26 protein-coding genes are annotated in these 26993 nt (G+C 49.2%); 17 read left to right on the forward strand and 9 right to left on the reverse strand.

The features are described from left to right. Positions 1-64 precede the first annotated feature (64 nt). Positions 65-835 carry a class I SAM-dependent methyltransferase gene (locus BZK41_RS13805; protein ID WP_079938502.1) on the forward strand — a complete coding sequence of 257 codons (771 nt, stop codon included), beginning with the start codon at positions 65-67 and terminating at the stop codon, positions 833-835. 13 nt (positions 836-848) lie between these two features. Beyond that, positions 849-1259, forward strand: coding sequence for a hemerythrin domain-containing protein (locus BZK41_RS13810; RefSeq protein WP_079938503.1), 411 nt, complete (start codon positions 849-851; stop codon positions 1257-1259). Between the two features lie 85 nt (positions 1260-1344). Here BZK41_RS13810 and BZK41_RS13815 read toward each other — a convergent pair whose 3' ends face one another. Together BZK41_RS13815 and yeaG are read right to left on the reverse strand one after the other, a co-directional pair. Then, complete coding sequence (locus tag BZK41_RS13815; protein WP_079938504.1) at positions 1345-2628, reverse strand: YeaH/YhbH family protein; 1284 nt, start codon at positions 2626-2628, stop codon at positions 1345-1347. Positions 2629-2749: 121 nt separating this feature from the next. Further along, entirely contained in the window at positions 2750-4684 is a 1935-nt protein-coding gene (gene yeaG / locus BZK41_RS13820; protein WP_003030707.1) for a protein kinase YeaG, read from the reverse strand. Between the two features lie 433 nt (positions 4685-5117). Between yeaG and BZK41_RS13825 the strand changes: the two genes are divergently transcribed. From BZK41_RS13825 to BZK41_RS13840, 4 genes are all read left to right on the forward strand, one after another. Beyond that, positions 5118-5864 (forward strand): MipA/OmpV family protein, encoded by a 747-nt coding sequence (locus tag BZK41_RS13825; RefSeq protein WP_079938579.1) that lies wholly within the window; start codon positions 5118-5120, stop codon positions 5862-5864. A gap of 578 nt (positions 5865-6442) precedes the next feature. After that, the gene (locus BZK41_RS13830) at positions 6443-6685 is read left to right on the forward strand and encodes a hypothetical protein (protein WP_079938505.1); all 243 of its coding nucleotides are present in this window, start codon (positions 6443-6445) and stop codon (positions 6683-6685) included. Between the two features lie 10 nt (positions 6686-6695). Beyond that, the gene (locus tag BZK41_RS13835) at positions 6696-7046 is read left to right on the forward strand and encodes a hypothetical protein (protein WP_079938506.1); all 351 of its coding nucleotides are present in this window, start codon (positions 6696-6698) and stop codon (positions 7044-7046) included. Between the two features lie 179 nt (positions 7047-7225). Next, positions 7226-8077 (forward strand): aldo/keto reductase, encoded by an 852-nt coding sequence (locus tag BZK41_RS13840; protein WP_079938507.1) that lies wholly within the window; start codon positions 7226-7228, stop codon positions 8075-8077. Between the two features lie 197 nt (positions 8078-8274). Here BZK41_RS13840 and BZK41_RS13845 read toward each other — a convergent pair whose 3' ends face one another. Continuing rightward, positions 8275-9159, reverse strand: a complete 885-nt coding sequence (locus BZK41_RS13845) for a D-hexose-6-phosphate mutarotase (RefSeq protein WP_079938508.1) — start codon at positions 9157-9159, stop codon at positions 8275-8277. 72 nt (positions 9160-9231) lie between these two features. Beyond that, entirely contained in the window at positions 9232-10227 is a 996-nt protein-coding gene (gapA, locus tag BZK41_RS13850) for a glyceraldehyde-3-phosphate dehydrogenase (RefSeq protein WP_003030697.1), read from the reverse strand. A gap of 341 nt (positions 10228-10568) precedes the next feature. Here gapA and msrB point away from each other — a divergent pair, with 341 nt between their 5' ends. Both msrB and BZK41_RS13860 read left to right on the forward strand, forming a co-directional pair. Beyond that, positions 10569-10982 (forward strand): peptide-methionine (R)-S-oxide reductase MsrB, encoded by a 414-nt coding sequence (msrB, locus tag BZK41_RS13855; RefSeq protein ID WP_003832475.1) that lies wholly within the window; start codon positions 10569-10571, stop codon positions 10980-10982. 42 nt (positions 10983-11024) lie between these two features. Next, a complete protein-coding gene (locus BZK41_RS13860; RefSeq protein WP_003030693.1) occupies positions 11025-11300 on the forward strand; it encodes a YeaC family protein in 276 nt (91 codons plus the stop codon). 44 nt (positions 11301-11344) lie between these two features. On the opposite strand, the gene yajD is transcribed toward BZK41_RS13860, so the two are convergent. Both yajD and BZK41_RS13870 read right to left on the reverse strand, forming a co-directional pair. Beyond that, positions 11345-11689 carry an HNH nuclease YajD gene (yajD, locus tag BZK41_RS13865; protein WP_003832478.1) on the reverse strand — a complete coding sequence of 115 codons (345 nt, stop codon included), beginning with the start codon at positions 11687-11689 and terminating at the stop codon, positions 11345-11347. 93 nt (positions 11690-11782) lie between these two features. After that, entirely contained in the window at positions 11783-13036 is a 1254-nt protein-coding gene (locus BZK41_RS13870) for a glycoside hydrolase family 18 protein (protein WP_079938509.1), read from the reverse strand. Between the two features lie 296 nt (positions 13037-13332). Here BZK41_RS13870 and BZK41_RS13875 point away from each other — a divergent pair, with 296 nt between their 5' ends. The 8 genes from BZK41_RS13875 to BZK41_RS13910 all read left to right on the forward strand — a co-directional run bounded on the left by BZK41_RS13875 (position 13333) and on the right by BZK41_RS13910 (position 22076). Beyond that, the gene (locus BZK41_RS13875; RefSeq protein ID WP_079938510.1) at positions 13333-14409 is read left to right on the forward strand and encodes a zinc-binding dehydrogenase; all 1077 of its coding nucleotides are present in this window, start codon (positions 13333-13335) and stop codon (positions 14407-14409) included. A gap of 26 nt (positions 14410-14435) precedes the next feature. After that, positions 14436-15815: an MFS transporter gene (locus tag BZK41_RS13880; RefSeq protein ID WP_079938511.1), complete on the forward strand. Its 1380-nt coding sequence runs from the start codon at positions 14436-14438 to the stop codon at positions 15813-15815. A gap of 17 nt (positions 15816-15832) precedes the next feature. Next, the gene (locus BZK41_RS13885; protein WP_079938512.1) at positions 15833-16876 is read left to right on the forward strand and encodes an NAD(P)-dependent alcohol dehydrogenase; all 1044 of its coding nucleotides are present in this window, start codon (positions 15833-15835) and stop codon (positions 16874-16876) included. Positions 16877-16900: 24 nt separating this feature from the next. Next, positions 16901-17737, forward strand: coding sequence for a ketose-bisphosphate aldolase (locus BZK41_RS13890; RefSeq protein WP_079938513.1), 837 nt, complete (start codon positions 16901-16903; stop codon positions 17735-17737). Between the two features lie 4 nt (positions 17738-17741). Further along, a complete protein-coding gene (locus BZK41_RS13895) occupies positions 17742-18689 on the forward strand; it encodes a carbohydrate kinase family protein (RefSeq protein ID WP_079938514.1) in 948 nt (315 codons plus the stop codon). Positions 18690-18698: 9 nt separating this feature from the next. After that, positions 18699-19682, forward strand: coding sequence for an aldo/keto reductase (locus BZK41_RS13900; protein WP_079938515.1), 984 nt, complete (start codon positions 18699-18701; stop codon positions 19680-19682). A gap of 136 nt (positions 19683-19818) precedes the next feature. After that, the gene (locus tag BZK41_RS13905) at positions 19819-20577 is read left to right on the forward strand and encodes a DeoR/GlpR family DNA-binding transcription regulator (protein WP_079938516.1); all 759 of its coding nucleotides are present in this window, start codon (positions 19819-19821) and stop codon (positions 20575-20577) included. A gap of 140 nt (positions 20578-20717) precedes the next feature. Then, positions 20718-22076: an MFS transporter gene (locus BZK41_RS13910; RefSeq protein WP_079938517.1), complete on the forward strand. Its 1359-nt coding sequence runs from the start codon at positions 20718-20720 to the stop codon at positions 22074-22076. Between the two features lie 37 nt (positions 22077-22113). Here BZK41_RS13910 and pncA read toward each other — a convergent pair whose 3' ends face one another. Continuing rightward, a complete protein-coding gene (gene pncA, locus BZK41_RS13915; protein ID WP_172313197.1) occupies positions 22114-22758 on the reverse strand; it encodes a bifunctional nicotinamidase/pyrazinamidase in 645 nt (214 codons plus the stop codon). 8 nt (positions 22759-22766) lie between these two features. Continuing rightward, the gene (gene ansA / locus BZK41_RS13920; RefSeq protein WP_079938519.1) at positions 22767-23783 is read right to left on the reverse strand and encodes an asparaginase; all 1017 of its coding nucleotides are present in this window, start codon (positions 23781-23783) and stop codon (positions 22767-22769) included. A gap of 237 nt (positions 23784-24020) precedes the next feature. On the opposite strand from ansA, the gene BZK41_RS13925 reads away from it, so the two are divergent. Beyond that, positions 24021-25088: a helix-turn-helix domain-containing protein gene (locus tag BZK41_RS13925; protein WP_079938580.1), complete on the forward strand. Its 1068-nt coding sequence runs from the start codon at positions 24021-24023 to the stop codon at positions 25086-25088. Between the two features lie 34 nt (positions 25089-25122). Here the strand turns inward: BZK41_RS13925 and sppA are convergent, their stop codons facing one another. Then, the gene (gene sppA / locus BZK41_RS13930) at positions 25123-26979 is read right to left on the reverse strand and encodes a signal peptide peptidase SppA (protein WP_008784539.1); all 1857 of its coding nucleotides are present in this window, start codon (positions 26977-26979) and stop codon (positions 25123-25125) included. Positions 26980-26993 lie beyond the last annotated feature (14 nt).

Raw genomic sequence — 26993 nt, forward strand, 5'->3', positions numbered from 1 at the left:
CGCGCTTCACCTTTAACTCTTAATGTTGTATTTATAATGCAACTTATAGAAAGGAGAAAGGCCAATGAGCGCGACTGAAAAAGCGGGTCATACATTTTTAGCCAGCCTGGGCAAAACCCGTCTGCGTCCGGGCGGCGTTGAAGCAACAGAATGGTTGTTTAGCCAGTCACAGCTGACGCCCGGCAGCCAGGTGCTTGAAGTGGCGTGCAATATGGCCACGACGGCGATAGAGTTAGTTCAACGCTATGGCTGTACGGTATACGCCATTGATATGGATAAAACCGCACTGTCAAATGCAAGGAATAACGTAGCGGCAAATGGTCTGGAGAATCACATTCATGTGATGGCTGCAAACGCCAACACTCTTCCTTTTGCGGATAACAGTTTCGATGTTGTGATTAACGAAGCCATGCTGACAATGTATGCCGATAAAGCGAAGGCGAAGTTAATTGCCGAATATTATCGTGTGTTGAAGCCCAGTGGGCGTCTGCTCACCCACGATATTATGTTCACCGCCCAGAAACTGGGTGCGAGCGATCAGGGCCAGCTTGTCGATGTGGTGAAATCAAACGTTAGCCCAATGACCAGACAAGGCTGGCGTGATTTGTTTCTGAACTGCGGGTTCGAACAGGTCCTGCAGCAGAATGGCAACATGTCGCTGATGTCGCCGCGCGGATTAATTCGTGATGAAGGGCTTACAGGGGCGGTTAAAATTGTGTTTAACGGCTTACGCACGAGCGAAAATCGTCGTCGGTTCCTGAAAATGTTTCGCTTCTTTCGTTCGCAACGTCATCAACTCAACTACATTGCCTGCTGCTCTGTAAAGGGAAAATAAAAAGGACAAACGGATGAATATTGATAAGATGAAAAATCAGCATGTTGAAATCCTTGAGAAAATTTCATTTTTACGTAAGTTGAGCCAGGCAGGTGTATCATCCAATGCGCAAGAAATTGCTACTGCGATCGTTAGCATGAGTGCGATTATAAAAACGCATTTGTCTGCTGAAAATCAGTTCCTTTATCCGCATATTGAGCAGGATGGAAATAGCACGCTTAGACAGATTAGCTCAACATTTCAACGCGAAATGACGGATATCGTCAGCGATTATGACGTATTTTCCCGGCGCTGGAATATTGCCAGTAAATTAATAGGCAATGATGAAGCATTCAGACGCGATGCCAACACTGTTCTACGCAAAGTGTTTGAGCGTATGCAAAAAGAAAATAAAGATTTCTATCCGCTGGTGGAAAGGATGTAGTGTCATTTTACGTTTTGAGCGGAACGCATCACACCCGTAAAAAATCAGCCAGAGAAGATAACCTCTGGCTGATTTATTTAGGTGGTTAACTGTTGCTGGTCGTACTTTGTTTATGAAACAGTTCGCGGAATACTGGGTAAATATCATCCTGGTCGCGGATATGCTGCATCGCAAAATTATCAAAGGTTGATTGCAGATGTTCGTATTCACGCCACAAGGTTTGGTGAGCGCGGCGAGTGATTTCGATATAGCTGTAATAGCGTACCACTGGCAGCAGCTTTTTCGCCAAAATCTCATGACACAGCGGTGAATCATCTGCCCAGTTATCACCGTCCGATGCCTGTGCAGCATAGATGTTCCACTGGGCAGGGTTGTAGCGATCTTTCACCACTTCATCCATTAACTTCAGCGCACTGGAGACAATGGTTCCCCCGGTTTCTTGAGAGTAGAAGAACTCGTGCTCATCCACTTCTTTCGCCTGGGTATGGTGGCGAATATAAACCACCTCCACGTTCTTATAGGTCCGGCTTAAAAACAGATACAGCAGGATATAAAAACGTTTAGCCATATCTTTGGTCGACTGATCCATCGAACCAGAGACGTCCATCAGGCAGAACATCACCGCCTGGCTGGAAGGATCGGGGCGTTTTTCATAATTCTTGTAGCGTAAATCAAAGGTGTCGATAAATGGCACGCGTTCGATTTTTGCCCGCAGTTCGGCAATCTCTTTGCGTAACCGTTCCTCTTCCAGCAACTGCGCTGGTTCGCTCTTCGCGATGGTTTCCAGATCCGCTTCGAGCACATGCAGTTCGCGACGCTTACCCGCTGTCATCGCCGTGCGGCGCGCCAGTGAGTTTTGCAGGGATCGCACCACGCTGATGTTTGCAGGCACACCGTTAGAGGTAAAACCTGCCCGGTGAGTTTTGTACTCCGTTAACTGACGCTGCTGATTCTGCTTCAGGTTAGGAAGTGCTAAATCTTCGAACAACAGATCAAGATATTCGTCTTTAGAGATCTGAAAGACGAACTCATCCTGACCCTCACCATCCTGGCTGGCCTGGCCTTGTCCGCTTCCTGAACCGCCACCGCCGCCCTGTGGGCGTTCAATGCGGTCATTCTGCACAAAATGGTCGTTACCCGGATGCACGCGATGGCGCAGGCCACCACGTCCCTGATGAAACATTGGTTCGCTAATATCATCAGTCGGAATAGAGACAGATTCGCCGCTATCCACATCAGTCACCGAACGCTTGTTAATGGCCTCGGAGATCGACTGCTTAATTTGCGATTTATAACGGCGTAAGAAGCGCTGGCGGTTTACCGTGCTCTTGTTTTTGCCGTTAAGACGCCGGTCAATAAACCAGGTCATAAGCCCCCCGTACTGCCAACTGTTCGCCATGTCTGTAAGTGCCGGATGGCGCTGGCGCTATCCGGCCTACGGAACATTGTTTTGCAAGCCCGGTAAGCGCATGCGCTACCGGGCACTTATGTTAAGACGATTTACGTACGCGCAAATACCATTCGCACAGTAAACGCACCTGTTTACGCGTGTAGCCTTTTTCCATCATACGGTCGACAAAATCGTCGTGTTTTTTCTGCTCGTCAGTCGAGGTTTTAGCATTGAACGAAATGACCGGCAGCAGTTCCTCGGTATTGGAGAACATTTTCTTCTCAATAACCGTGCGCAGTTTTTCGTAACTGGTCCAGTTTGGATTGCGACCGCTGTTATTCGCTCTGGCACGCAGAACAAAGTTGACGATCTCGTTACGGAAATCTTTCGGGTTACTGATACCCGCTGGCTTCTCAATTTTCTCCAGTTCTGAGTTCAGTGACTCGCGGTCAAACAGCTGACCGGTATCCGGGTCGCGATACTCCTGATCCTGAATCCAGAAGTCAGCATAAGTGACATAACGGTCGAAAATGTTCTGTCCGTATTCGGAATAAGATTCGAGATAAGCCGTCTGGATCTCTTTGCCGATGAATTCAGCATATTTCGGGATCAAATAGCCTTTCAGGAACTCAAGATAACGCTCAGCTTGCTCCTGCGGGAACTGTTCACGTTCGATTTGCTGCTCCAGCACGTAGAATAGATGTACCGGGTTAGCGGCAACTTCAGCATGGTCAAAGTTAAAGACGCGAGAGAGGATCTTAAACGCGAAACGCGTGGACAGACCATTCATTCCCTCATCAACCCCGGCGTAATCCCGATACTCCTGATAGGATTTCGCTTTCGGATCGGTATCTTTCAGGCTTTCGCCATCGTAAACGCGCATCTTCGAGTAAATGCTCGAGTTTTCAGGTTCTTTCAGGCGAGAAAGAATGGTAAAGCGAGAGAGTGTTTCCAGTGTGCCCGGTGCGCAAGGCGCATGGGTCAGCTCACTGTGGTTAAGCAGTTTTTCGTAAATTTTGATCTCTTCGGAGATCCGCAGGCAATAAGGCACTTTGACGATGTAAACACGGTCAAGGAACGCTTCGTTGTTTTTGTTATTACGGAACGTTACCCATTCGGACTCGTTCGAGTGGGCAAGAATAATCCCGTTAAACGGCAGGGCAGAGATACCTTCTGTCCCGTTGTAGTTTCCTTCCTGGGTGGCGGTCAGCAGAGGATGCAGCACTTTAATCGGTGCTTTAAACATCTCAACGAACTCCATAATCCCCTGGTTTGAACGGCACAGTGCACCCGAATAACCGTAGGCATCAGGATCGTTCTGGGCGTGGTGTTCGAGTTTACGAATATCCACTTTCCCGACCAGCGCAGAAATATCCTGGTTGTTTTCATCACCAGGCTCCGTTTTAGCGATTGCGATCTGCTCCAGAATAGACGGCCAGACTTTGACGACGCGGAATTTTGTAATATCCCCACCAAAATCATGAAGACGTTTCGCAGCCCACGGCGACATGATCGTACCGAGATAGCGACGCGGGATCCCATACTCTTTTTCCAGGATCTGTGCGTCTTCCTGTGGATTAAACAGGCATAACGGATGATCGTTTACCGGGCTACGTTCGCCATTGGCGCTCAGGACATAAATCGGTACTCGTTGCATCAGCGACTTCAGTCGCTCAGCAAGAGATGATTTCCCCCCTCCCACAGGCCCCAGCAGATACAGAATCTGCTTCTTCTCTTCCAGACCTTGAGCCGCATGCTTCAAATAAGAAACAATTTGCTCAATGGCGTCTTCCATGCCGTAAAACTCTTCAAAGGCGGGATAGCGTGCAATTACCCGATTCGAAAAGAGTCGAGAAAGTCGAGGTTCGTGGGCAGTGTCGACCATGACAGGCTCACCAATAGCCATTAATAGCCGCTCTGCCGCGTTGGCATAAGCACTGCGATCTTGCCGACAAGTGGTAAGAAACTCCTGCAGCGTGAACTCTTCGTCCTTGGCAGCTTCATAACGCTGGCGATAGTGATCGAATATATTCATGGTATGCCGTCCTTTCGTTTTTTAGCACATGTTAAGAGCCGTTCATATGAATAGTAGAGGCCCCTGAAGAGGTAAACTGAACGACGTCGCTGCTGAAGAAATAAGCAACTCTCATGCCATTTTGGTGGTCAGGAGATCAACGTATTCGGTGATACACCTTCTAAAATTAAGCGTAGATGGCATTTGCAAAACTTGCCTGTGTGCGCAAATGAATTTCAATGGCATATCAATAACTCATCAGCAAAAAAAGCACATCTTATGTAAAGAAATGGGGCAGGATTCATGCGGTGTTCACCGTCCTGCAAGTAAAATGTCATCACTCGCTGAGAAATTAGGGGGTTACATTCTGGGGCGAATACGTAAAATAGTTGGGCTGAAGCGTATTGGCGGTTACACTTTGACCGCTACACATTTGAATAAGGAATTATGGATTGTGACCAAACTCAAACTTCTGGCACTTGGCATCCTTGCCGCAACCGCAGTTAGCACAGCACAGGCGGAAAGCCAGTGGACTGTTGGCGCGGGTGTCGGCGTGATTAACAGCCCATACAAACAGTATGACCGCGATGTGTACCCTGTTCCGGTTGTCACCTATGAAGGCGATAATGTGTGGTTCCACGGCTTGGGTGGCGGTTACTATTTGTGGAATGACACGACAGATAAGCTTTCCATCATGGCGTACTATGATCCGACGCATTTCAAGCCGGGTGATAGCGATAGCCATGCTTTACGCCAACTAGACAAGCGTAAAAGCAGCATGATGGCCGGCCTCTCGTATGTACATAACACCCAGTATGGTTTCCTGCGTACCGCACTGGCGGGTGATACCCTGGATAACAGCAACGGCTTTATCTGGGATCTGGCCTGGCTCTACCGTTACACCAATGGTGGGCTGACTCTGACGCCGGGTATCGGTGTGCAGTACAGCAGCGAAAACTACAACGACTATTATTATGGCGTGTCCCATCACGAGTCTCGCCGCAGTGGTCTGAATAGCTACAACGCTGACGATGGATGGGATCCGTACCTGGAGTTGACCGCGAGCTATAATTTCATTGGCAACTGGAACGTATACGGCACTGGCCGTTATGTGCGTTTGAGTGATGAAGTAAAAGACAGCCCGATGGTCGATAAGTCCTGGTCTGGCATCTTCTCGGTGGGTGTGACCTACAAGTTCTGATGCCGCTGCGTGTCAAACACTAGCCCGCATCTGTGCGGGCTTTTTTGTGCGTGACGGAGATGAATATTGATCTAAAACATGAGATTTGATTTTTTGTGCTGTTTTGGCATACCGCCTGGACGCAACGAATATTTAACGTATTTTACCTGCCGTAATTACCAAAATTAAACCTGTTACTGGATTAATCTTAAATATTTGTGTTTGGCAAGGGGGAGTATCTACACAATTTTACGCATAATTGTCATACGTGAGTGATCTGCTTTTATGCAATATCTTGATAATCTTCTGATTTATGATTGTAGTAATAATCTTTTATTTATTATCGTGTGCCATAAAACAGCTGATAACTATTTCAGCCTTTTTGAATGATGTTGAAAGTTAACTTTCATTTGAAAAAAAGAACATTTCCCAATTTATTTTTAGTTTACATCTTTAGGTATTTATCTGAAAAAATTAAAATTGACATTAATTTATCCATTGCAGATATTAATATAACTTAAAAGTTAAGACAGTAACTCTGCGTGGCTGAGGGTATTACATGCCATGTGGTTTTCTTGAGAATAAACCTGGTATAAATAATGAGAAAGTTAATCATGATAGCGGTGATGGGGGGACTTCTGGCGGGATGTTCCACTGAGGCTTCACGCATGAATACTTGCGAAAGCAAGGGGGTGAGCCGCGATGCTTGCTATATTGCGGAGCAAAACCGTCAGGCGACAATCAATGCTGCCGCTGAAAAACAGGCTATGGAAAACGCGCAAAACGTGTATGGCACAAATGATACAAATTCCAGTCATCACCACAAACACGATAAATATTAAGGTTTAACTAATGAAGAAATTAATTATTATCGCTGCTCTGGTTGCTTCCTCTGCTGCGCCTGCGTATGCCATCAGCGAGGCTTACCGTCAACAGTTACAGCATGAACATAAAACAATGGTCAGTGACGCGAATGCCCCAATGCACGCCAGTAAAACTACCCCAGTGCATGTGAATAAACTCGGAGTGGACTTTAAACGTGGCGCTGATGGCATTGCTTATATTAATGGCAGTCCTGCGGCAAATGATGAGAATAATCCAGAAGCTCAGTCTTATAGCGCAGGTTTGATTTCCGTTATCGTCTATAAAAACGGAAAAATCAACGCCATGAAAGAGGGCAAATATTTAGGTCGGTTGAAATAACCACTTCGCAGCTAAGATTTTGTATCATTTCGGCCTGGGAACATCAGCTGTTCCCGGGCTTTTTATTTCGATCGCATTAACCATCGGTTTCCAATCAATGATGGTGCAATTTGTGCACCCTAACAGGACACATGCACGTTGTTTTGCTTTACTGTGGTGCATTAACACAGGAGGGTGCGATGACAGCGAAACAGGTGACGTTTACAAACCAGGTATCGCTTCCTGCTATTGGGCAGGGAACATGGTACATGGGCGAGGATCCAAGCCGACGCCGGGATGAAGTGTCTGCGCTGCAGGCCGGACTGGATCTAGGCCTGCGATTGATTGATACCGCAGAAATGTACGCTGATGGTGCAGCGGAGGAGGTAGTGGGTGAAGCATTAACGGGGCGGCGTGATAGCGCTTTTTTAGTCTCGAAAGTTTACCCATGGAATGCCGGTGGACAGAAAGCCATTGCCGCCTGCGAAGCGAGTCTGCGTCGACTGAAAACTGATTATCTGGATCTCTATTTGCTGCACTGGATGGGCGATTTTTCATTTGCAGAGACCGTCGATGCCATGGAAATACTGATTGCGCAGGGGAAAATCCGCCGTTGGGGCGTCTCAAATCTCGATTATGATGATATGCAGGCGTTATGGCAGGTACCCGGTGGAAGGGAGTGCGCAACTAACCAGGTGCTTTACCATTTAGCCTCGCGCGGTATTGAATATGATTTACTGCCGTGGTGCCAGCAGCAGATGCCGGTCATGGCATACAGTCCGCTGGCCCAGGCGGGACGACTGCGTGGCGATTTGCTATCTAACTCTGTGGTGAATGACATCGCGCGCACGCACAATGTCAGCGCTGCGCAGATTTTGCTGGCTTGGGTGATTCGTCAGTCGGGTGTAATAGCCATTCCGAAAGCCGCAAGCGTAGCGCATGTCGAACAAAATGCCGCCGCGCTGGAGATAACGCTCTCTGTAGATGAGCTTAAGCAGTTAGATAAGGCATATCCGGCGCCAAAAGGTAAAACCGCGCTGGATATGGCCTGATTTGCCAAATGACAATGCTCACGGCACTTATCAGGCCTACGGCTGCGTGTAGTTTGTAGGCCGGATAAGGCGTTGGCAGCATCCAGGCACAGTGCGCGGAACTGCCTGATGCGCTGTGCTTATCAGGCCTACGGCTGTATGTAGTTTGTAGGCCGGATAAGGCGTTAGCCGCATCCGGCATGGTGCGCAGAGCTGTGTTAGCGTTTAGCTACACGGATAGTCTGCGCGAGGCGAGATGGTTTTTCTTCGGTGGTTTTCTGCGGAGCGGTCGCGTAAGCCGTTTCTACACAAACAAACGTTTTGTAGCCATCATCCGGCATGTCGCCCATGCTGACGGAAAGCGCCGGGCCAGGGTTCCAGCCCACGACATTCAGGTGATGGTGGTGGACAACGTCAATATTGCGATTCAACGCATCATCGTGAATCACGCTGCACGCTTCCGGATTCAGATAGACACGATCGGTGCGGTCCGGGAAGGTCTGGATACCATCAGCCAGCACATCTTCTTTAGCATCATTCACTTTATCGATCAGGCGATCGCCAAGACCACTGACTTTCACTGCCGCAATGTCACCAACGTTGAAATAGGTATGCAGTGCCGAGGTGGTTTCAAATTCACCATGAGCTTCAAGCTCCATCTCACAGGTGACTCCCACTTTGAAACGGGCCAGCAGGCAAAACTCGTGCGGCCAAAGCTGACGCGTTTCAGCATTGCTCTGCAATTCAAACGTCAGCACCACGCCATTGTCGTCTTCGTTGTGCGCTTTCAGCGTCCATGGCAGGTTGCGGGCAAAACCATGAGAAGGCAGGCCCTGCTGAGCCGCCGGACCAAACCACGGCCAGCAAATTGGTACGCCGCCACGCAGCGCTACGCCGGTTTTAAACGGGGTATTGTTACTTAACCACAGGACTTCCTCTTCACCGTTTGGTTTCCAGGAAAGAAGGTGTGCGCCCTGCAGTGCGAAAGAAGCTTTAACCTGTGGGTGATCGACAACAAGAACCTCAAGCTCATCAAGCTGACGGCGGGAGAGGACAGGGGTAATTTGTTCGATTACCGGAAGTGCAAAAATTTTATTAATCATTACGCAATCCTTTCTTCAGGCAAAAAAAAGAGCGACCGTAGTCGCTCTTACAGATTACTGTTTCATCTCAACTTATTTGGAGATGTGAGCAATCAGGTCCAGAACTTTGTTGGAGTAGCCGGTTTCGTTGTCGTACCAGGATACCAGTTTCACGAAGTTGTCGTTCAGTGCGATACCAGCTTTAGCATCGAACACGGAAGTACAAACTTCACCGTTGAAATCGGTAGATACTACGTCGTCTTCGGTGTAACCCAGAACGCCTTTCATCGGGCCTTCGGAAGCAGCTTTGATTGCTTTCTTAATTTCTTCGTAAGAAGCAGCTTTTTCCAGACGAACGGTCAGGTCAACAACGGATACGTTCGGGGTAGGAACGCGGAACGCCATACCAGTCAGTTTGCCGTTCAGTTCTGGCAGTACTTTACCTACAGCTTTAGCAGCACCGGTAGAGGACGGGATGATGTTCTGGGATGCGCCGCGGCCGCCGCGCCAGTCTTTGTGAGACGGGCCATCAACGGTTTTCTGAGTAGCGGTGGTCGCGTGAACAGTAGTCATCAGACCTTCGATGATGCCGAAGTTGTCGTTGATAACTTTAGCCAGCGGAGCCAGGCAGTTAGTGGTGCAGGAAGCGTTAGAAACGATGTCCTGACCTTCGTATTTGTCAAAGTTAGCGCCTTTAACAAACATCGGAGTGTTATCTTTGGACGGACCAGTCAGAACCACTTTTTTCGCGCCAGCAGTGATGTGCTTACGAGCGGTTTCGTCTGTCAGGAACAGGCCAGTAGCTTCAGCTACTACGTCAACACCAACTTCGTCCCATTTCAGGTTAGCCGGATCACGTTCAGCGGTAACACGGATTTTTTTACCGTTTACGATCAGATGACCGTCTTTCACTTCAACGGTACCGTTGAAACGGCCGTGAGTGGAGTCATATTTCAGCATGTAAGCCATGTAGTCAGCGTCTAACAGGTCGTTGATTGCAACGATCTCGATGTCAGAGCGTTCTTGAGCAGCACGGAAAACAATGCGACCGATACGGCCAAAACCGTTGATACCTACTTTGATAGTCATATATTCCACCAGCTATTTGTTAGTGAATAAAAGGTTGCCTGTAAAATTACAAAAACCTTACGCAGCGTCAAGCGGAATCGTGTCAATCATTGCGACAAATCAATCTGCTGCCTAAGCTTTGCGCAACTGACTCGCCTCACTCTTCCTTTGGGCTTGAAACCACATGGGGTCGGCGGCCCGAATTTTAAAGGGCAATCAAGATAAAAACGTGATTCTGATCACGAATTGCAGGCTGCCATTTCGCAAGGATCAAGTTTAGAACAAAAGTTCGCACTCCGGTGTTAATGTTTTGTTAGAATCTGTCTCGCGATGTGAGTTTAGATAAAGCGAGATGTGAGCAAATGGCTAATCAACCTTCTCCAGAAGAACTGAAAAAAAATTTAACCGAAATGCAGTTCTACGTGACCCAGAATCACGGGACAGAACCGCCATTTACCGGACGTTTGCTACATAACAAACGTGACGGCATCTACCACTGTTTGATCTGCGACAATCCGCTATTTCGTTCCGAGACAAAATATGACTCTGGCTGCGGCTGGCCCAGCTTTTACGAGCCTGTTAGCGATGAGGCTATCCGTTACATAAAAGATACGTCACACGGCATGCAGCGCATAGAAATCCGCTGCGGTAACTGTGATGCGCACCTGGGACACGTCTTCCCGGATGGTCCGAAACCTACCGGTGAACGGTACTGCGTTAACTCAGCGTCTTTGAACTTCACCGATGGTGAAAACGGTGAGCAAACCAAGGGTTGAAGAAACGATTCAGCAAATTATTCTACGGAGAGTGGATTTAACATGAATCTTGATGAGATGATCAACAGTATGACGCCGGAAGTTTATCAGCGCTTATCGACTGCCGTTGAACTCGGAAAATGGCCGGATGGCGTAGCGCTAACGGCAGAACAAAAAGAGAACAGCTTACAGCTGGTGATGTTATGGCAGGCGCGAAACAATATTGACGCGCAGCATATGACGATTGATACCAACGGTGAGATGGTGATGAAGAGCAAGCAGCAGTTGAAGGTTGAGTTTGGTATTACGCCCGAACCAATTGCGACGTTTAAATCCTGATTACCCTGGCCCGGCAAACATCTGTGTCGGGCCTGTTGTTGGTATTATTTCTTGTTCATCATCGCCTTCAGATCGGCGAACGGGTTGTATTTCGCTTCACCCACGGCCTTTTGCGCATCTTCTCCTGCAACCACCGTTGAACCATACTGGTCCGCTTCTGTATATTTGGAATGCTCGTGATCGTGGCAGTACAGGCACAACATTTCCCAGTTGCTACCATCTTCCGGGTTATTCGAGTGATCGTGATCGATATGGTGTACCGTCAACTCGCGCAAATTTGAATAAACGAACTCACGGGAACAGCGTCCGCAGACCCAGGGAAAGAGTTTAAGCGCCTTTTCCCGGTAACCGACTTCCAGACGGGCGTAATTTTTAGGGATAAAAGCCATAAAGCTCATGCCTCCAGTAAGAAATGAAGAGCTGCGCCAAAAGCTGGCGCAGCAGAGTGCGCTAATCATAACCTATTGTGTCAGGCGTTGGGATCAGTGTTTGATGCCTAACGAATCGGCTAACTGCTTCGCCAACTGATTATTGTCATCTGCGCCGTACTCCCAGAACATGGCGCCTCCCAATCCTTTGCTTTTGATGTAGTCGGCTTTGATCGCCACCGAACGCGGGTTTTCATAGGAGAGGGCAAAGAGTGTTTTTCCATCTGCAGACTGCACCGACAGCCACGGCACTTTCGCTTCATCATCCCAATGTTGGCTAAAGCGTTTTTGCGGATCGTTGATCAACTTCGCCACGATATCGTTGTACTTCACGTAGGTATCTTTGCTCAGGTCGACGCCCAGTGATTTGAACAACTCAATTTGAGGTGACCCGAAATAGGGCTGGGTAGCCGGGTTTTTCTGCGCGTCAGGTTTGCTCCAGTCAATACCTGGCTCAACGGCGCGTTTTGGTATGCGTCCATAAAAGCCAATGCCCAGATTCATTTGACTCGGTTTCAGACCGGCGGCGAGGTAGTTATTGACCACAAAATCGGCACTGTACTTATCCGCCGCGGCGACCGTCGGCCATTGCGTCGAATCATACAGGTTCGAGTTGAAATACTGGGTGCCGTAAGCCATGTCATAGGTCATCAGGTTGATGTAGTCGAGCGATGGTGCAATGGCTTTTACATCCACCCAGTTTTTCGGACTTTCTGCATTTGCGCCTACGGCGATGGTCAGCAGTTTTTTATGCCCCAATGCGGCCCGTAGTTCTGTTAGCAGCGCGGTAAAGTTAGCGCGGTCAGCCGGTTTGCTTTCGACCAGTCCCCAGGCGCCGTTAACCGGATATTCCCAGTCGAGGTCGATGCCATCCAGACCATATTTCTCAATTATCTCCTGAGCAGACTGAATAAACACCGCGCGCGTATCCTTCGTTGCTGCCGCACCAGAGAATCCACGCGCTCCCCAACCGCCGACGGAAAGCAACACTTTCAGGTTTGGATTTTGTTTACGCAGCTGTGGAATTTTCAGCAAATCATCCTGCACTTTCTGTGAAAGCCAAATCTGATGCAGTTTGCTGGCGTCTTTTAAGGCGTCATTGGTCTCGTCTTTTTCGTTGTTGTAGACAAGGCCAAACGAATAGTTGAGATGGGTTATCTGGCGAACATCCAGTTTATTGATGTCGCCACCGGGACCGGCAGTGACGTCGCCACCACCATTAAAGTAGCCAACTGACATCAGTGAACTGGCGGAAACAACGCTGGCGCAGAGCAGGGGTAATGCTGCCAACAAAGGCAATAGTTTCATCGGTGTTCCTCTTTGACAATTAAACAAGCAAACACGCCACGGAAATGGCGTGGCGAAAAAAACAACACCCGCAGGTTAACAGTTTCATAACAGGAAAAATGCGAAGGGGTTCACGCCATTTTAGCGAAGCGGCTGCCACGTTCACTTGAATTTAAGTTCATCTTTGCATTTATTTGTGATCTTGGTTGTGAAATGCAGATCAAAATCTGTGTTTTAAAGATTTCGTGTTGACCTCAAAAATTATATGGATAAGTATGATGGTCACTGATGCAAAACTAAACACAAAGGAAAATTCAATGAAAGCACTGGCAAGATTTGGCAAGGCCTTTGGCGGCTACAAGATGATTGATGTTCCGGAACCGGTATGTGGTCCGGATGACGTTGTGATTGAAATTAAGGCTGCTGCTATCTGCGGCGCAGACATGAAACACTACAATGTCGACAGTGGATCCGACCAGTTTAATTCGATTCGTGGTCATGAATTTGCGGGGCAAATTGTGCAGGTTGGTGACAAGGTTAAGGACTGGAAGGTGGGACAACGAGTCGTGTCTGACAACAGCGGGCACGTTTGTGGCGTTTGTCCGGCCTGTGAACAGGGCGATTTTCTTTGTTGTACAGAAAAGGTGAATTTGGGTCTGGACAATAATACCTGGGGCGGTGGGTTTTCGAAATATTGTCTGGTCCCTGGGGAAATCCTCAAAATTCACCGCCATGCTCTGTGGGAAATCCCGGCAGGGGTAGATTATGAAGAGGCGGCGGTGCTGGACCCCATCTGCAACGCTTACAAATCTATCGCCCAGCAATCTAAATTCCTTCCAGGCCAGGATGTTGTGGTCTTTGGTACCGGTCCATTAGGACTCTTTTCTGTACAAATGGCGCGCATTATGGGGGCCGTTAATATTGTGATGGTTGGGCTGGAAGAGGATGTTGCCGTACGCTTCCCGATCGCCAAAGAGCTGGGCGCGACAGCTGTCGTTAACGGTTCGACCGAAGATGTGGTTGTACGCTGCCAGGAAATCTGCGGTAAAGACAATCTGGGGCTGGTCATCGAATGCTCTGGTGCCAATATCGCCCTTAAACAATCGATCGAAATGCTGCGTCCGAATGGTGAAGTCGTCCGCGTTGGCATGGGCTTTAAACCTCTCGATTTCTCCATCAACGACATCACTGCGTGGAATAAAAGCATCATTGGCCATATGGCCTACGATTCCACATCCTGGCGCAACGCCATACGCCTGCTGGCCAGCGGCGCAATCAACGTTAAACCGATGATCACTCACCGTATCGGCCTGTCGCAATGGCGCGAAGGGTTTGACGCCATGGTCGATAAAACCGCGATTAAAGTCATCATGACTTACGACTTTGATGAATAACATGTTTATTAAAAGGATGTTATCGCATGGAACAAATAGCAAAACCTCACTGCGGCGCCAGACTGGACAGGCTACCTGACTGCCGTTGGCACACGTCGATGTTTGCGATGGTTGCCTTTGGATTACTGGTTTGTTGGAGTAATGCCGTTGGCGGATTAATTCTCGCGCAGTTGAAAGAACTTGGTTGGACCGATAATTCCACCACCGCCACGTTTTCTGCCATTACGACGGCGGGAATGTTTCTCGGTGCGCTCGGTGGGGGAATTATCGGCGATAAAACCGGACGTAAAAATGCATTTATCTTGTATGAAGTGATTCATATTATTTCTATGATCGTTGGTGCGTTTTCACCCAATATGACTTTCCTGATTGCCTGCCGTTTTGTAATGGGAGTTGGATTAGGTGCGCTGTTAGTGACCTTATTTGCCGGGTTTACCGAGTATATGCCAGGCCGAAATCGTGGAACCTGGTCCAGTCGGGTATCGTTTATTGGCAACTGGTCTTATCCACTCTGTTCGCTGATTGCGATGGGGCTGACGCCACTTATTAGCGCGGAATGGAACTGGCGCGTACAGTTGTTGATTCCTGCTGTGCTATCGCTCATAGCAACTGTTATTGCGTGGCGCAGTTTCCCTGAGTCGCCTCGCTGGCTGGAATCTCGCGGACGTTACCAGGAAGCTGAACAGGTGATGCGGGTAATTGAGGATGGCGTTATTCGACAGACCGGCAAGCCGCTGCCACCAGTCATAATCGATGATGATGGCAAACAACCGCGTTCTGTTCCGTACTCCGCATTATTAACCGGGGTGTTACTGAAGCGGGTTATTTTGGGTTCCTTTGTTCTGATTGCCATGAACGTCGTCCAGTACACCTTAATTAACTGGCTACCGACAATATTTATGACTCAGGGCATTAATCTGAAAGACTCCATTGTCTTAAATACCATGAGTATGTTCGGTGCGCCGTTTGGGATTTTTATCGCCATGCTGGTAATGGATAAAATTCCGAGAAAGACCATGGGTGTGGGGTTGTTAGTGTTAATTGCTGTGCTGGGATATATCTATTCACTGCAAACTAGCATGCTGTTAATAACATTAATTGGTTTCTTCCTGATTACTTTTGTCTATATGTACGTTTGCTACGCCTCGGCAGTCTATGTTCCGGAAATATGGCCGACCGAAGCGAAACTTCGCGGTTCTGGTCTGGCGAATGCGGTAGGGCGTATCAGTGGTATCGCCGCGCCTTATGCGGTCGCGGTATTGCTTAACGGTTATGGAGTGACGGGTGTATTTGTACTGCTGGGTGCGGTCTCCATTATTGTCGCTGTCGCCATTGCTACCATCGGAATTGAAACCAAAGGCGTCTCTGTCGAAAGTCTCGGTATTGATGCAGTTACCAGCAAATAATATTGATGGGAAATAACATGAAGAATTCAAAAGCGATATTAAAAACGCCGGGCACGATGAAAATTATTGCCGCCGATATCCCGGTGCCAAAAGAGCACGAAGTACTGATTAAAGTGGAATACGTTGGAATTTGTGGGTCAGATGTTCACGGTTTCGAATCAGGTCCCTTTATTCCGCCGAAAGACCCAAACCAGGAAATTGGTCTGGGGCATGAATGTGCCGGTACGGTAGTGGCGGTAGGGAATCGGGTGACCAAATTTAAACCGGGGGACCGGGTGAACATTGAGCCTGGCGTGCCGTGCGGTCACTGCCGCTACTGTCTGGAAGGGAAATACAACATCTGCCCTGATGTCGACTTTATGGCCACGCAGCCTAATTATCGCGGCGCGCTAACCCACTATCTGTGCCATCCGGAGAGCTTCACTTACAAGCTGCCCGATAATATGGACACCATGGAAGGCGCTTTGGTAGAGCCTGCGGCGGTAGGGATGCATGCCGCAATGCTGGCGGACGTTAAACCGGGCAAGAAAATCGTCATTCTGGGGGCGGGCTGTATTGGTTTGATGACCCTGCAAGCCTGTAAGTGCTTGGGTGCTACCGACATTGCGGTGGTTGATGTCCTGGAAAAGCGCCTGACCATGGCCGAGCAGCTTGGCGCGACGACAGTGATCAACGGAGCGAAAGAGGATACCGTTGCCTGCTGCCAGCAGTTCTCCGGAGAGATGGGGGCCGATATTGTTTTTGAAACCGCAGGTTCAGCGATCACCGTTAAGCAGGCTCCGTATCTGGTAATGCGCGGCGGGAAAATCATGATCGTGGGTACTGTACCTGGTGATTCAGCGATTAATTTCCTCAAAATTAACCGTGAAGTGTCTATTCAGACCGTTTTCCGTTATGCCAACCGCTACCCGGTCACGATTGAAGCCATCTCCTCAGGGCGTTTTGATGTGAAGTCGATGGTGACGCATATTTACGATTATGAAGATGTTCAGCGCGCGTTTGATGAGTCAGTTAACAACAAACGCGAAATTATCAAAGGCGTTATTAAAGTTAACCATTAATTTATTGAAAAGGGAGAGACAACCATGCTGGCAGATATTAAATATTGGGAAAATGATGCTCAGAATAAACATTATGCGATTGCCCACTTTAACGTGTGGAATGCGGAAATGTTAATGGGGGTTATTGATGCGGCGGAAGAGTCTAAATCGCCGGTGATTATTTCATTCGGCACCGGCTTTGTGGGTAATACCTCGTTTGAAGATTTTTCACATATGATGGTTTCGATGGCGAAAAAAGCCTCGGTGCCGGTTATTACCCATTGGGATCACGGGCGCAGCATGGAAATTATCCATAACGCATGGACCCATGGAATGAATTCGTTGATGCGCGATGCCTCCGCCTTTGATTTCGAAGAGAATATTCGCCTGACTAAAGAGGCGGTGGACTTCTTCCATCCGTTGGGTATTCCGGTTGAAGCGGAGCTGGGGCACGTGGGGAATGAAACTGTTTATGAAGAAGCGCTGGCGGGCTATCACTATACAGACCCGAGCCAGGCGGCAGAATTTGTCGAGCGTACCGGCTGCGATTCTCTGGCGGTGGCGATTGGTAACCAGCATGGCGTCTACACCTCTGAACCGAAACTGAATTTCGACGTGGTCAAACGCGTGCGCGAGGCGGTATCCGTTCCGCTGGTGCTGCACGGCGCGTCCGGCATTAGTGATGCGGATATCAAAAAAGCCATTTCATTAGGTATTTCGAAAATCAATATTCATACCGAACTGTGCCAGGCGGCAATGGCGGCGGTGCAGGAGAACCAGAATCAGCCGTTCCTGCACGTTGAGCGTGAAGTTCGCAAAGCGGTAAAAGAGCGCGCGCTGGAGAAAATCAAACTGTTTGGCTCTGACGGTAAAGCGGAATGACAATATGGATAATATCGAGGTTATTTGTATAGGGGCGGCAATTGTTGATATTCCCTTGCAACCAGTGAGTAAAAATATCTTTGATGTTGACTCTTATCCATTAGAACGAATAGCCATGACCACGGGAGGCGACGCGATTAATGAGGCGACGATTATTTCGCGCCTTGGCCATCGCACGGCGTTAATGAGTCGGCTAGGTAATGATGCAGCCGGTTATTTTATTGTCGATCACTGCCATCGGGAGAATATTGATATTAAAAGCCTAAAGCAGGATGCTGATATTGATACTTCCATTAACGTGGGTTTAGTCACCGCTGATGGTGAACGCACCTTTGTGACTAACCGTAACGGCAGCTTATGGAAACTGAATATAAACGATGTTGATTTTGATCGTTTCTCTCAGGCAAAGCTGCTGTCGCTGGCGAGTATTTTTAATAGCCCGTTGTTGGATGGCGATGCACTGACGGCAATTTTCACGCAGGCGAAAGTGCATAAGCTCATTATCTGCGCGGATATGATTAAACCGCGACTGAATGAAACGCTGGACGACATCCGTGAAGCGCTGAGCTACGTGGATTATCTGTTTCCCAATTTTGAAGAGGCAAAACTGCTCACCGGGAAAGAGACGCTGGATGAGATTGCCGACAGTTTCCTGAACTGTGGCGTGAAAACCGTCGTGATTAAGACCGGCAAAAGAGGCTGCTTTATCAAACGTGACGATATGAAAATGGTAGTCCCGGCCGTGTCGGGGATTACCGCCATCGACACCATCGGCGCGGGGGATAACTTTGCTTCAGGATTTATCTCCGCGCTGCTTGAAGGCAAACCGCTTCGCGACTGCGCGCTGTTTGCTAATGCAACGGCGGCAATATCGGTACTGAGCGTGGGCGCCACGACGGGTGTGAAGAACAGAAAGCTGGTTGAACAACTTCTTGACGAATATGAAGGGTAATAGCGGCAGATGAAAATGATTCCTTTAGGCAGTACGGATATTACGCTCTCCCGCATGGGATTAGGTACATGGGCCATTGGCGGCGGTCCGGCATGGAATGGCGATCTCGATCTGCAGATTTGTATTGATACCATTGTTGAGGCGCATCGCTGCGGTATCAATCTGATTGATACTGCGCCAGGCTACAACTTTGGCAACAGTGAAGTGATTGTCGGTCAGGCGCTGAAAAAGCTGCCGCGCAGTGAGGTAGTCGTTGAAACCAAATGCGGCATCGTCTGGGAGCGAACAGGCAGCCTGTTTAACAAAGTGGGCGATCGCCAGCTGTATAAAAACCTCACGCCTGAGTCTATTCGTGAGGAGGTTGATGCCAGCCTGCAAAGATTGGGTATCGACAGTATTGATATCTATATGACCCACTGGCAGTCGGTCGAACCCTGTTTTACGCCGATTGCGGAAACCGTAGACACGCTGAACGCACTGAAAAAAGAGGGGAAAATCCGTTCGATTGGTGCGGCGAACGTCGATTCTGGGCATATCAGGGAATATCTCAAACACGGTGAGCTGGATATCATCCAAGCCAAGTACAGCATTCTTGACCGGGCGCTGGAAGCTGATCTGCTGCCGCTATGCCAGCAGAATGGCATCATCGTGCAGGTATATTCACCGCTTGAGCAGGGGTTGTTGACCGGTACTATCGCCCGAGATTATGTTCCTGGCGGCGCGCGGGCTAACAAGGTCTGGTTTCAGCGGGAAAATATGCTGCGGGTGATTGATATGCTAGAGCAGTGGCAGCCGCTGTGTGAAAAATACCGCTGCACAATCCCCGCACTAGCTCTGGCGTGGATTTTAAAGCAAAGCGATTTGATCACCTTACTGAGTGGCGCAACCGCACCTGAACAGGTTCGCGAGAACGTCGAGGCGTTAACCATTCCCCTGACAGATGATGATTCATTATTGATGAGACGAATGGCAGAAGCGTTGGATATAAATTAAGTCAGATAGAATTGACCTCTGTTTCTGTGTAAAAGAGTATTGAAATCTGTGATTCAGACATGTTCTTTTGAAAATAAACATAGCCTGTGAGATACTAGGGTCTTATTATTACTTTGCAGGAAACAGAGGTGTCATCGTGGCGGCAAAAGACAGGATTCAAGCCATTAAGCAAATGGTGGCTAACGATAAAAAAGTGGCGGTATCTAATTTAAGTTCAATCTTTCAGGTGACTGAGGAAACGATTCGCCGCGATCTTGAAAAACTGGAAGATGAAGGATTTTTGACCCGAACATATGGCGGTGCTGTGCTCAATACCACCGCGTTGTCCGACAATATTCATTTTTATAAGCGTGCAAAATCTTTCTTCGAAGAAAAGCAGATCATTGCCCGTAATGCGTTACCGTTTATTAAAAATAAGACCACAATGGCTGCCGACTCCAGCAGTACCGCGATGGAGTTATTAAAGCTGTTGAAGGAAAGAAACGATCTGACATTGCTTACCAATTCGGCTGAAGCATTCCATGAGCTGGCGCAGTCAGAAATTAACGTGGTTTCTACCGGCGGTGAGCTGAATAAGAATACGCTGTCACTGCAGGGAAGAATCACCAAGGAGATTATCAGCCGTTATCATGTTGATATCATGGTGATGAGCTGCAAAGGTTTAGATATGCAGAGTGGGGCGCTAGATTCTAATGAAGCGGAAGCGGAAATCAAAAAAACCATGATCCGCCAGGCGACTGAGGTGGCCCTGTTAGTTGATCACTCAAAGTTTGATCGTAAAGCTTTCGTACGGCTCGTGGACTTTAGCCATATTAATTACCTAATAACCAATAAGGCACCGGGTGCAGAGTGGATTGCATTTTGCAAAGAGAATAATATTCAACTCGTTTATTAGCTATAACGAGGGTTGTGTCGATATTATTTTAGTTTGCACCTGGGAAATGCCATAAGAATCTAATGATGATGGATCGCGCGGCAAAATTGTTTCTGCCGCGATCGCCATACTTTCTATTTAGCTGAATTTGAGGCATCCAGATGGAAAAATGTGACCCTATCGGTGCAAGATTAGATCGTTTACCTTTATCTCTCTTTCATTTTCGTATTTTCGGCATTATTAGTTTTAGTTTATTAATAACCGGTTTTCTCAGCTATTCCGGGAATGTGGTATTAGCAAAACTAGTCAGCACTGGCTGGTCAAACAATTATCTTAATGCCGCGTTTAGCTCAGCGCTGATGTTCGGCTACTTTATCGGTTCACTAGCCGGGGGCTTTATTGGTGATTATCTCGGTCGACGCAAAGCGTTCCGCATCAATTTGTTAATCGTCGGGGCCTCAGCCTGCGTTGCAACGTTTGTGCCCAACATGTACTGGCTTATCTTCTTCCGTTGTCTGATGGGGATTGGAATGGGGGCGCTAATTATGGTGGGCTATGCCTCATTTACAGAATTCATTCCACCCGCGGTTCGTGGGAAATGGTCTGCCCGTCTGTCATTTGTTGGCAACTGGGCTCCAATGCTATCTGCGGCAATTGGCGTCGTGATTATTGCACTTTTAAGCTGGCGGGTGATGTTTCTGCTCGGTGGCATAGCAATGCTGTTGGCCTGGTATCTGTCGGGAAAATACTATATTGAATCCCCACGTTGGCTGGCTGGCAAAGGGCAGAGAAGCGAAGCTGAAAAACATCTTATGCAGGTAGAATCGCAAATTGAGAAAGAAAAAAACATCACTTTACCATCCTGCCGGAACGAATGCTCGTCGGCGGATTTAAGCACGATAAGTGGTTCATTTTGGCTCTTGTTTAAGGGGCCAATGTTGCGCTGTACATTGGTGGCGATTACGGTGCTTATCGCAATGAATATTTCGCTCTATACCATTACGGTATGGATCCCGACGATATTTGTTAATTCGGGAATCGATGTAACGAAATCCATATTTATGACCGCGATAATTATGATTGGCGCGCCGATTGGGATATTTATTGCCGCGTTAATTATCGATCGCTTTCCACGGCGATTGTTTGGCTCATTCTTGTTGATTATTATCGCATTGCTCGGATATTTCTATTCGCTTCAAACTGAAGAGTGGGCCATTCTGAGTTACGGGTTAGTGATGATTTTTTTTCTGTATATGTATGTCTGCTTTGCCTCTGCAGTTTATGTCCCGGAACTATGGCCCACGCACCTTAGATTGAGAGGATCAGGTTTTGTGAATGCGGTGGGAAGGATTGTCGCTGTGTTTACGCCCTATGGCGTCGCTATTTTGTTGACCCGTTATAGTTCGGTTACGGTCTTTATCGTTCTAGGAGTAATGTTGGTGCTATGCGCGCTGATTCTTTTTTGTTTTGGCATCGAGACACGCAAAGTATCGCTGGAAGAGATTTCAGCGCTGGCCTGAGATAACGCGCCGACAGGAGTGATCCTGTCGGCATCGCTTACGGCTGGGTTTCCAGCCAGTCGTCCAACGTATACAGCGTTGCACCCGCTGCCGCCATTTCCATAAAGGCGTTTGCACTGTCCTGGGGTTGAATATTAACGCCACGGCACCCGTCGGTAATAACGCTGACGGTGTAACCAAGATCGAGTGCATCCAGTACGGTGAATTTAACGCAATAGTCGGTTGCCAGACCCATGATGATGAGCTCGGCAATGCGGTGTTCGAGTAGCCATGCATTCAGCGCGGTAGCCTGACGACGACCGTTATCAAAAAACGCACTGTAGCTATCGACCAGCGGGTTCTCACCTTTAGTGAAAGTTTGAGTTATCGCACGCTGGTTCAGCAGCGGATGCAAAGCCGCGCCTTCGCTGTTTTGTACGCAATGATTGGGCCAGAACGTCTGCGCCAGGCCATCGAGTTGTCCCTGGCTGTAGGGCTCGACCTGATGCTGGCTGGCAAAACTACCGTGATTAGCCGGGTGCCAGTCCAGACTGGCAACGACCGTGTCGCCGCGTATGGCACACCATTCAATCAGGCGGTTGGCGATATCGATTGTGCTGTCACCTTGTGGGACCGCGAGGGCACCACCGGCACAAAAGTCATTTTGTAAATCGACCAACAGTAAGGCTCGGGCCATGGGCATAGACTCCTTTAATCGTCAGGCGTGAGCTCACCACGCAGATTTTGCGTCATTGCTTCACGAATTGTCTGCGTATCCAGTCCCTGACTCAGCAAATAGTGCAGTTTGGTAAGTGTGGCTTCGACGGTCATATCCGCGCCGCCAATCACGCCAGCATGTGCCAGGGCATTACCTGTTGCATAGCCCCCCATGTTCACCTTGCCGGACATACACTGCGTAAGGTTCACCACCACAATGCCACGCGAGCTCGCATCTTCAAGTTCTTTCAGGAACTCTTTATTCTGCGGCGCATTGCCCACGCCGTAGGAGCGCAAAATTAATGCTTTTACAGGCTGGCGCAGGAAGTTGCGTACTACATCAGCGGAGATCCCTGGATAAATGGTGACCACGCCAATCGGTTGTGGAGTAATGAGGTGAACAATCAACTCACCTGTGCCGTGGGGGGCGGGCGGTGTTCCCAGCCGACGGATATGGATCCCGGCTTCCAGCAGTGGTGCAAGGTTGGGTGAGGCAAACGCGTCAAAACCATCAGCATGCGCTTTAGTGGTCCGGTTGCCACGAAACAGTCGATTGTTGAAAAACAGGGTAACTTCATTAATCGGATAATTTGCTGCAACGTACAACGCATTCAGCAAATTGATTTGTCCGTCAGAACGTAGCTCTGCTAATGGGATTTGTGACCCTGTCACAATAACCGGTTTACCCAGATTCTCCAGCATGAAAGAGAGCGCTGAAGCCGTAAACGCCATGGTGTCAGTACCGTGCAGGATGACAAAACCATCGTAATCGTCGTAGTGCGCTTTAATGTCTTCCGCAATATGCTGCCAGTCTTCTGGCGTCATGTCGGAGGAATCCATCAGCGGGACGTATTCGTGGATGGTGAAGTCTGGCATCTCTGGGCGGTGGAATTCAGGCATCAGTGCCAGCTGACGCTGGAGATGGCCGGACACAGGAATATAACCCTGTTCTGAGCGCTGCATACCAATGGTACCGCCGGTATAGGCAACGTAAATCGATTTCTTTTGCATGGGCGTCACAGGTTAAGTTGTGCATAAACAGGCGCAGTATAAAGTCCCCCCTGAAAAAATACAGTGCAAATGACGCATACCTGCCATCCGATCAATATGTCATTTATGTTCAGTGCCTTGTCCCGTTTGTACAGTGTTGTTTTACTTCCTCAGGATTACAGTAGCAGCCTTCCTTTTTGGATATAGCGATTGCCGTTATCATATTTCGTCCTAATGACAATACGCATGGAGCCTGAAGTGAAGAAAGACCTGAGAATTTTTCAACCAGGCGAGTGGGCGGATGGAGACATCATTACAGCTATCGATGCGAGTCAGACAGAGACACCGCGCAGACCACAGTTGAATGTCGGCATTCTCCTGTGGCCGGAATTTCCTCTGCTGGCGCTGGCGGGGTTGACCGATGCGTTACGTCATGCGGCGGACATGGGGGATGATAGCCAGAAAATTCGCTGCTCCTGGCGTTTGATGAGCGCTACACCTGACCGACCTGTTCTAAGCAGTTCAGGAATGGCGATGATGCCGGATAGCGCATTCGTTGCACCGGAACAATTTGATTATGTGGTGGTGATTGGCGGCTTGCTGCGCAGTATGGCGAAAGCCGATCTGGCCTCGCGACGTTATCTGCATCTTGCGCATCAGCTCAACATTCCGCTGGTAGGCATTTGTACGGGCAGCTTTGTTCTGGCGCAAGAAGGTTTCCTCAATGGGCTGACGGCGGCGATCCACCCCTGGCATCAGAATGATTTTAAAACGCAATTTCCTCAGCTTACTGCCCGTAGCGGGGTCGATTTTTATGAGGAAAAAGGGATTCTGACATGTCCTGGCGGCATTTCGACGATAGGGCTGGCAACAGAGCTTATTCGCCGCCACTGTGGCCCAGACAGAGCGACAAAAGCCATCTTCCAGATGTCCGTACCCAACCGCATAGACAGCACATCAGTGGCGGTCTCCAGAGCGATAGGTTTTACCCACGTGAGCGATAGTCGGTTACGCAAAGCGGTCTTTTTAATTGAGCAAGGGCTGGTAAAGCCCATATCGACCCGTTGGCTGGCCGCTGAAGTCAACCTGAGTCCGCGACAGCTTACCCGGTTGTTTAACGCCGAGTTCGCCCAATCGCCGGGAGAGTTTATCCGACGTGCGCGTTTGCGTTATGCCCACTGGTTGCTGATGAATTCTGGAGAGAGCGTCACGGAGATTGCGCTGCGTCTGGGATTTAGCGACTGTGCGCACTTTATTCGTTTGTTTAGTCGGGAGTTTGGCAGTACGCCTGGAGATTGTCGCAGTACGCGACATCAGAATGCGTAAAAAATGCTGCCCCGACAGGGGCAGCATTGGCAGGTTAGCGAACGTTGGCGCAAGTCAGGCAAAACGCATAACGGTTTTGCGGATCGTTAAACGCGGCCAGCTTATCGCTTTCCGCTTTAACTGTACTCGCCGCAGAAGCGAGCGGCGCCGGGAGCATCGCCTGGATAGCTTCAGGCAGCATGGCACGAACGGAACCGGACATGCTGTCCATCACCATATCAACGAATGTCGGTTCGTCCTGATAATACTCAATGTGCCATTGTTTCAGTTTGGCCAGCTCAGCCGCTTTTGCCACGGCGTCATCAAAATCACCCAGACTGTCTACCAGACCGTTGGCTTTCGCATCCTGGCCGGTCCAGACGTGGCCCTGCGCGATTTTGTCAATCTGCTCAGGCGTTGTCTTACGCGCATCTGCGACCAGCGTGATAAAGCGCTTATAGCCGTTCTCGATGCTCAGTTGCATCATTTGCTGCACTTCAGGCGGTAACGCTTTGGTGATGGAGATATCCGCCAGTGGGGATGTCGCCACGCCGTCGGTGTGTACACCAATGGAATCCAGACTGTTTTCCACGGTGTTGATCACGCCAAAGATCCCGATTGAACCGGTCAGCGTGCTGGGGTTCGCCACAATGTAGCTTGCTGGGGTGGAGATCCAGTACCCGCCGGATGCCGCCATGCCGCCCATGGACACGACAACCGGTTTGCCTGCCGCTTTTGCCGCAGCCAACTCAGCGCGAATGACTTCGGAGGCGCTTACGCTGCCGCCAGGGCTGTTCACGCGCAGCACAATTGCTTTCACTTTCGGATCAAGACGTGCTTCGCGGATCTGCGCGGCAGTCGTGTCACCGCCCACATTCCCAGGGGTTTCTTCACCGTCCATAATGGCGCCATTCGCGAAGACGACGCCAATACTGTCCCCGGTATCCGCTGGCGTTTTCAGCGAGTAATCGTAATAGCTGACAGCGCGATAATTTTTATCCGCTTTGCTCCAGCCAAACTGTTTGGTCAGCATTTTTTCGACTTCGGCGCTGGAGGCCAGTGCATCCACCAGTTTGTTGTCGAGCGCATATTTCGCGGTATCACCATCGACTTTTGTCAAACCGTCCAGCATGGCCTGTGCGCCCGGGAACACCTGCTGAGCAGGGATCTGTCGGTTGGCAGCAACCGTGTCGAGATAGTTCTGCCACAGCTCGCCGATCCAGCGGCTGTCGGCTTCACGCGCGGCAGGAGACATATCATCACGGATAAACGGCTCTACGGCAGACTTATAAGTCCCGACACGGAATACGTGCGTGGAAACTTTCAGCTTGTCGAGCAGGGACTTGTAGTACAAACCGTTGGTGGCAAAGCCATGCAGATCAACGGAACCCTGCGGAGAGAGATAAATTTTATTGGCGAAACTGGCGAGGTAGTACTGCCCCTGGCTGAAGTTATCGCCTACGGCAAAGACCGGTTTGCCGCTGTCGCGGAATTCCCGCAGCGCTTTACCGATATACTGCATGGAAGGCTGGTCGGCCCCGGCAAAATTTTTCAGATCCATCACAATGCCGGTGATGTTGCGATCATCTTTTGCCTGGCGAATGGTATTCACGATATCGAACAGGGAGTTTTCCTGCAGACGATCGGAACTGGCGCCAAACAGCTGACGACCAATGACGCTTAAGCGGCTGGTGCTCGAAGGTTTGTCGACGATCACCCCCGAGATATCCAGCAGCAGTGCGCCTCGCTCAGCGTGTTCGCTGGTATTGCTGCTGCTGACTTGCATCCAGATCCCCACGCCCACCAGCACCAAAAAGATGAAGAACAGGTTAAGCACAAATTCACGGACGAAATTAAGTAATCGCCATGTCCATTTAAAAAATCCGGCAATAAATCGCCACAGGGTTCGCATGTATTCTCCCTACC

The sequence above is a fragment of the Citrobacter sp. A316 genome (genome assembly GCF_002042945.1).
Classification (GTDB): domain Bacteria; phylum Pseudomonadota; class Gammaproteobacteria; order Enterobacterales; family Enterobacteriaceae; genus Citrobacter; species Citrobacter portucalensis.

Coding starts and splice junctions, on each gene's coding strand:
- BZK41_RS13900 (WP_079938515.1), top strand. CDS start 18,699: ATGAAAATGATTCCTTTAGGCAGTACGGATATTACGCTCTCCCGCATG.
- BZK41_RS13835 (WP_079938506.1), top strand. CDS start 6,696: ATGAAGAAATTAATTATTATCGCTGCTCTGGTTGCTTCCTCTGCTGCG.
- BZK41_RS13870 (WP_079938509.1), bottom strand. CDS start 13,036: ATGAAACTATTGCCTTTGTTGGCAGCATTACCCCTGCTCTGCGCCAGC.
- pncA (WP_172313197.1), bottom strand. CDS start 22,758: ATGCCCATGGCCCGAGCCTTACTGTTGGTCGATTTACAAAATGACTTT.
- BZK41_RS13860 (WP_003030693.1), top strand. CDS start 11,025: ATGAATCTTGATGAGATGATCAACAGTATGACGCCGGAAGTTTATCAG.
- BZK41_RS13840 (WP_079938507.1), top strand. CDS start 7,226: ATGACAGCGAAACAGGTGACGTTTACAAACCAGGTATCGCTTCCTGCT.
- msrB (WP_003832475.1), top strand. CDS start 10,569: ATGGCTAATCAACCTTCTCCAGAAGAACTGAAAAAAAATTTAACCGAA.
- sppA (WP_008784539.1), bottom strand. CDS start 26,979: ATGCGAACCCTGTGGCGATTTATTGCCGGATTTTTTAAATGGACATGG.
- BZK41_RS13895 (WP_079938514.1), top strand. CDS start 17,742: ATGGATAATATCGAGGTTATTTGTATAGGGGCGGCAATTGTTGATATT.
- gapA (WP_003030697.1), bottom strand. CDS start 10,227: ATGACTATCAAAGTAGGTATCAACGGTTTTGGCCGTATCGGTCGCATT.
- BZK41_RS13890 (WP_079938513.1), top strand. CDS start 16,901: ATGCTGGCAGATATTAAATATTGGGAAAATGATGCTCAGAATAAACAT.
- BZK41_RS13815 (WP_079938504.1), bottom strand. CDS start 2,628: ATGACCTGGTTTATTGACCGGCGTCTTAACGGCAAAAACAAGAGCACG.
- BZK41_RS13880 (WP_079938511.1), top strand. CDS start 14,436: ATGGAACAAATAGCAAAACCTCACTGCGGCGCCAGACTGGACAGGCTA.
- BZK41_RS13885 (WP_079938512.1), top strand. CDS start 15,833: ATGAAGAATTCAAAAGCGATATTAAAAACGCCGGGCACGATGAAAATT.
- yajD (WP_003832478.1), bottom strand. CDS start 11,689: ATGGCTTTTATCCCTAAAAATTACGCCCGTCTGGAAGTCGGTTACCGG.
- yeaG (WP_003030707.1), bottom strand. CDS start 4,684: ATGAATATATTCGATCACTATCGCCAGCGTTATGAAGCTGCCAAGGAC.
- BZK41_RS13875 (WP_079938510.1), top strand. CDS start 13,333: ATGAAAGCACTGGCAAGATTTGGCAAGGCCTTTGGCGGCTACAAGATG.
- BZK41_RS13845 (WP_079938508.1), bottom strand. CDS start 9,159: ATGATTAATAAAATTTTTGCACTTCCGGTAATCGAACAAATTACCCCT.
- BZK41_RS13830 (WP_079938505.1), top strand. CDS start 6,443: ATGAGAAAGTTAATCATGATAGCGGTGATGGGGGGACTTCTGGCGGGA.
- BZK41_RS13810 (WP_079938503.1), top strand. CDS start 849: ATGAATATTGATAAGATGAAAAATCAGCATGTTGAAATCCTTGAGAAA.
- BZK41_RS13805 (WP_079938502.1), top strand. CDS start 65: ATGAGCGCGACTGAAAAAGCGGGTCATACATTTTTAGCCAGCCTGGGC.
- ansA (WP_079938519.1), bottom strand. CDS start 23,783: ATGCAAAAGAAATCGATTTACGTTGCCTATACCGGCGGTACCATTGGT.
- BZK41_RS13910 (WP_079938517.1), top strand. CDS start 20,718: ATGGAAAAATGTGACCCTATCGGTGCAAGATTAGATCGTTTACCTTTA.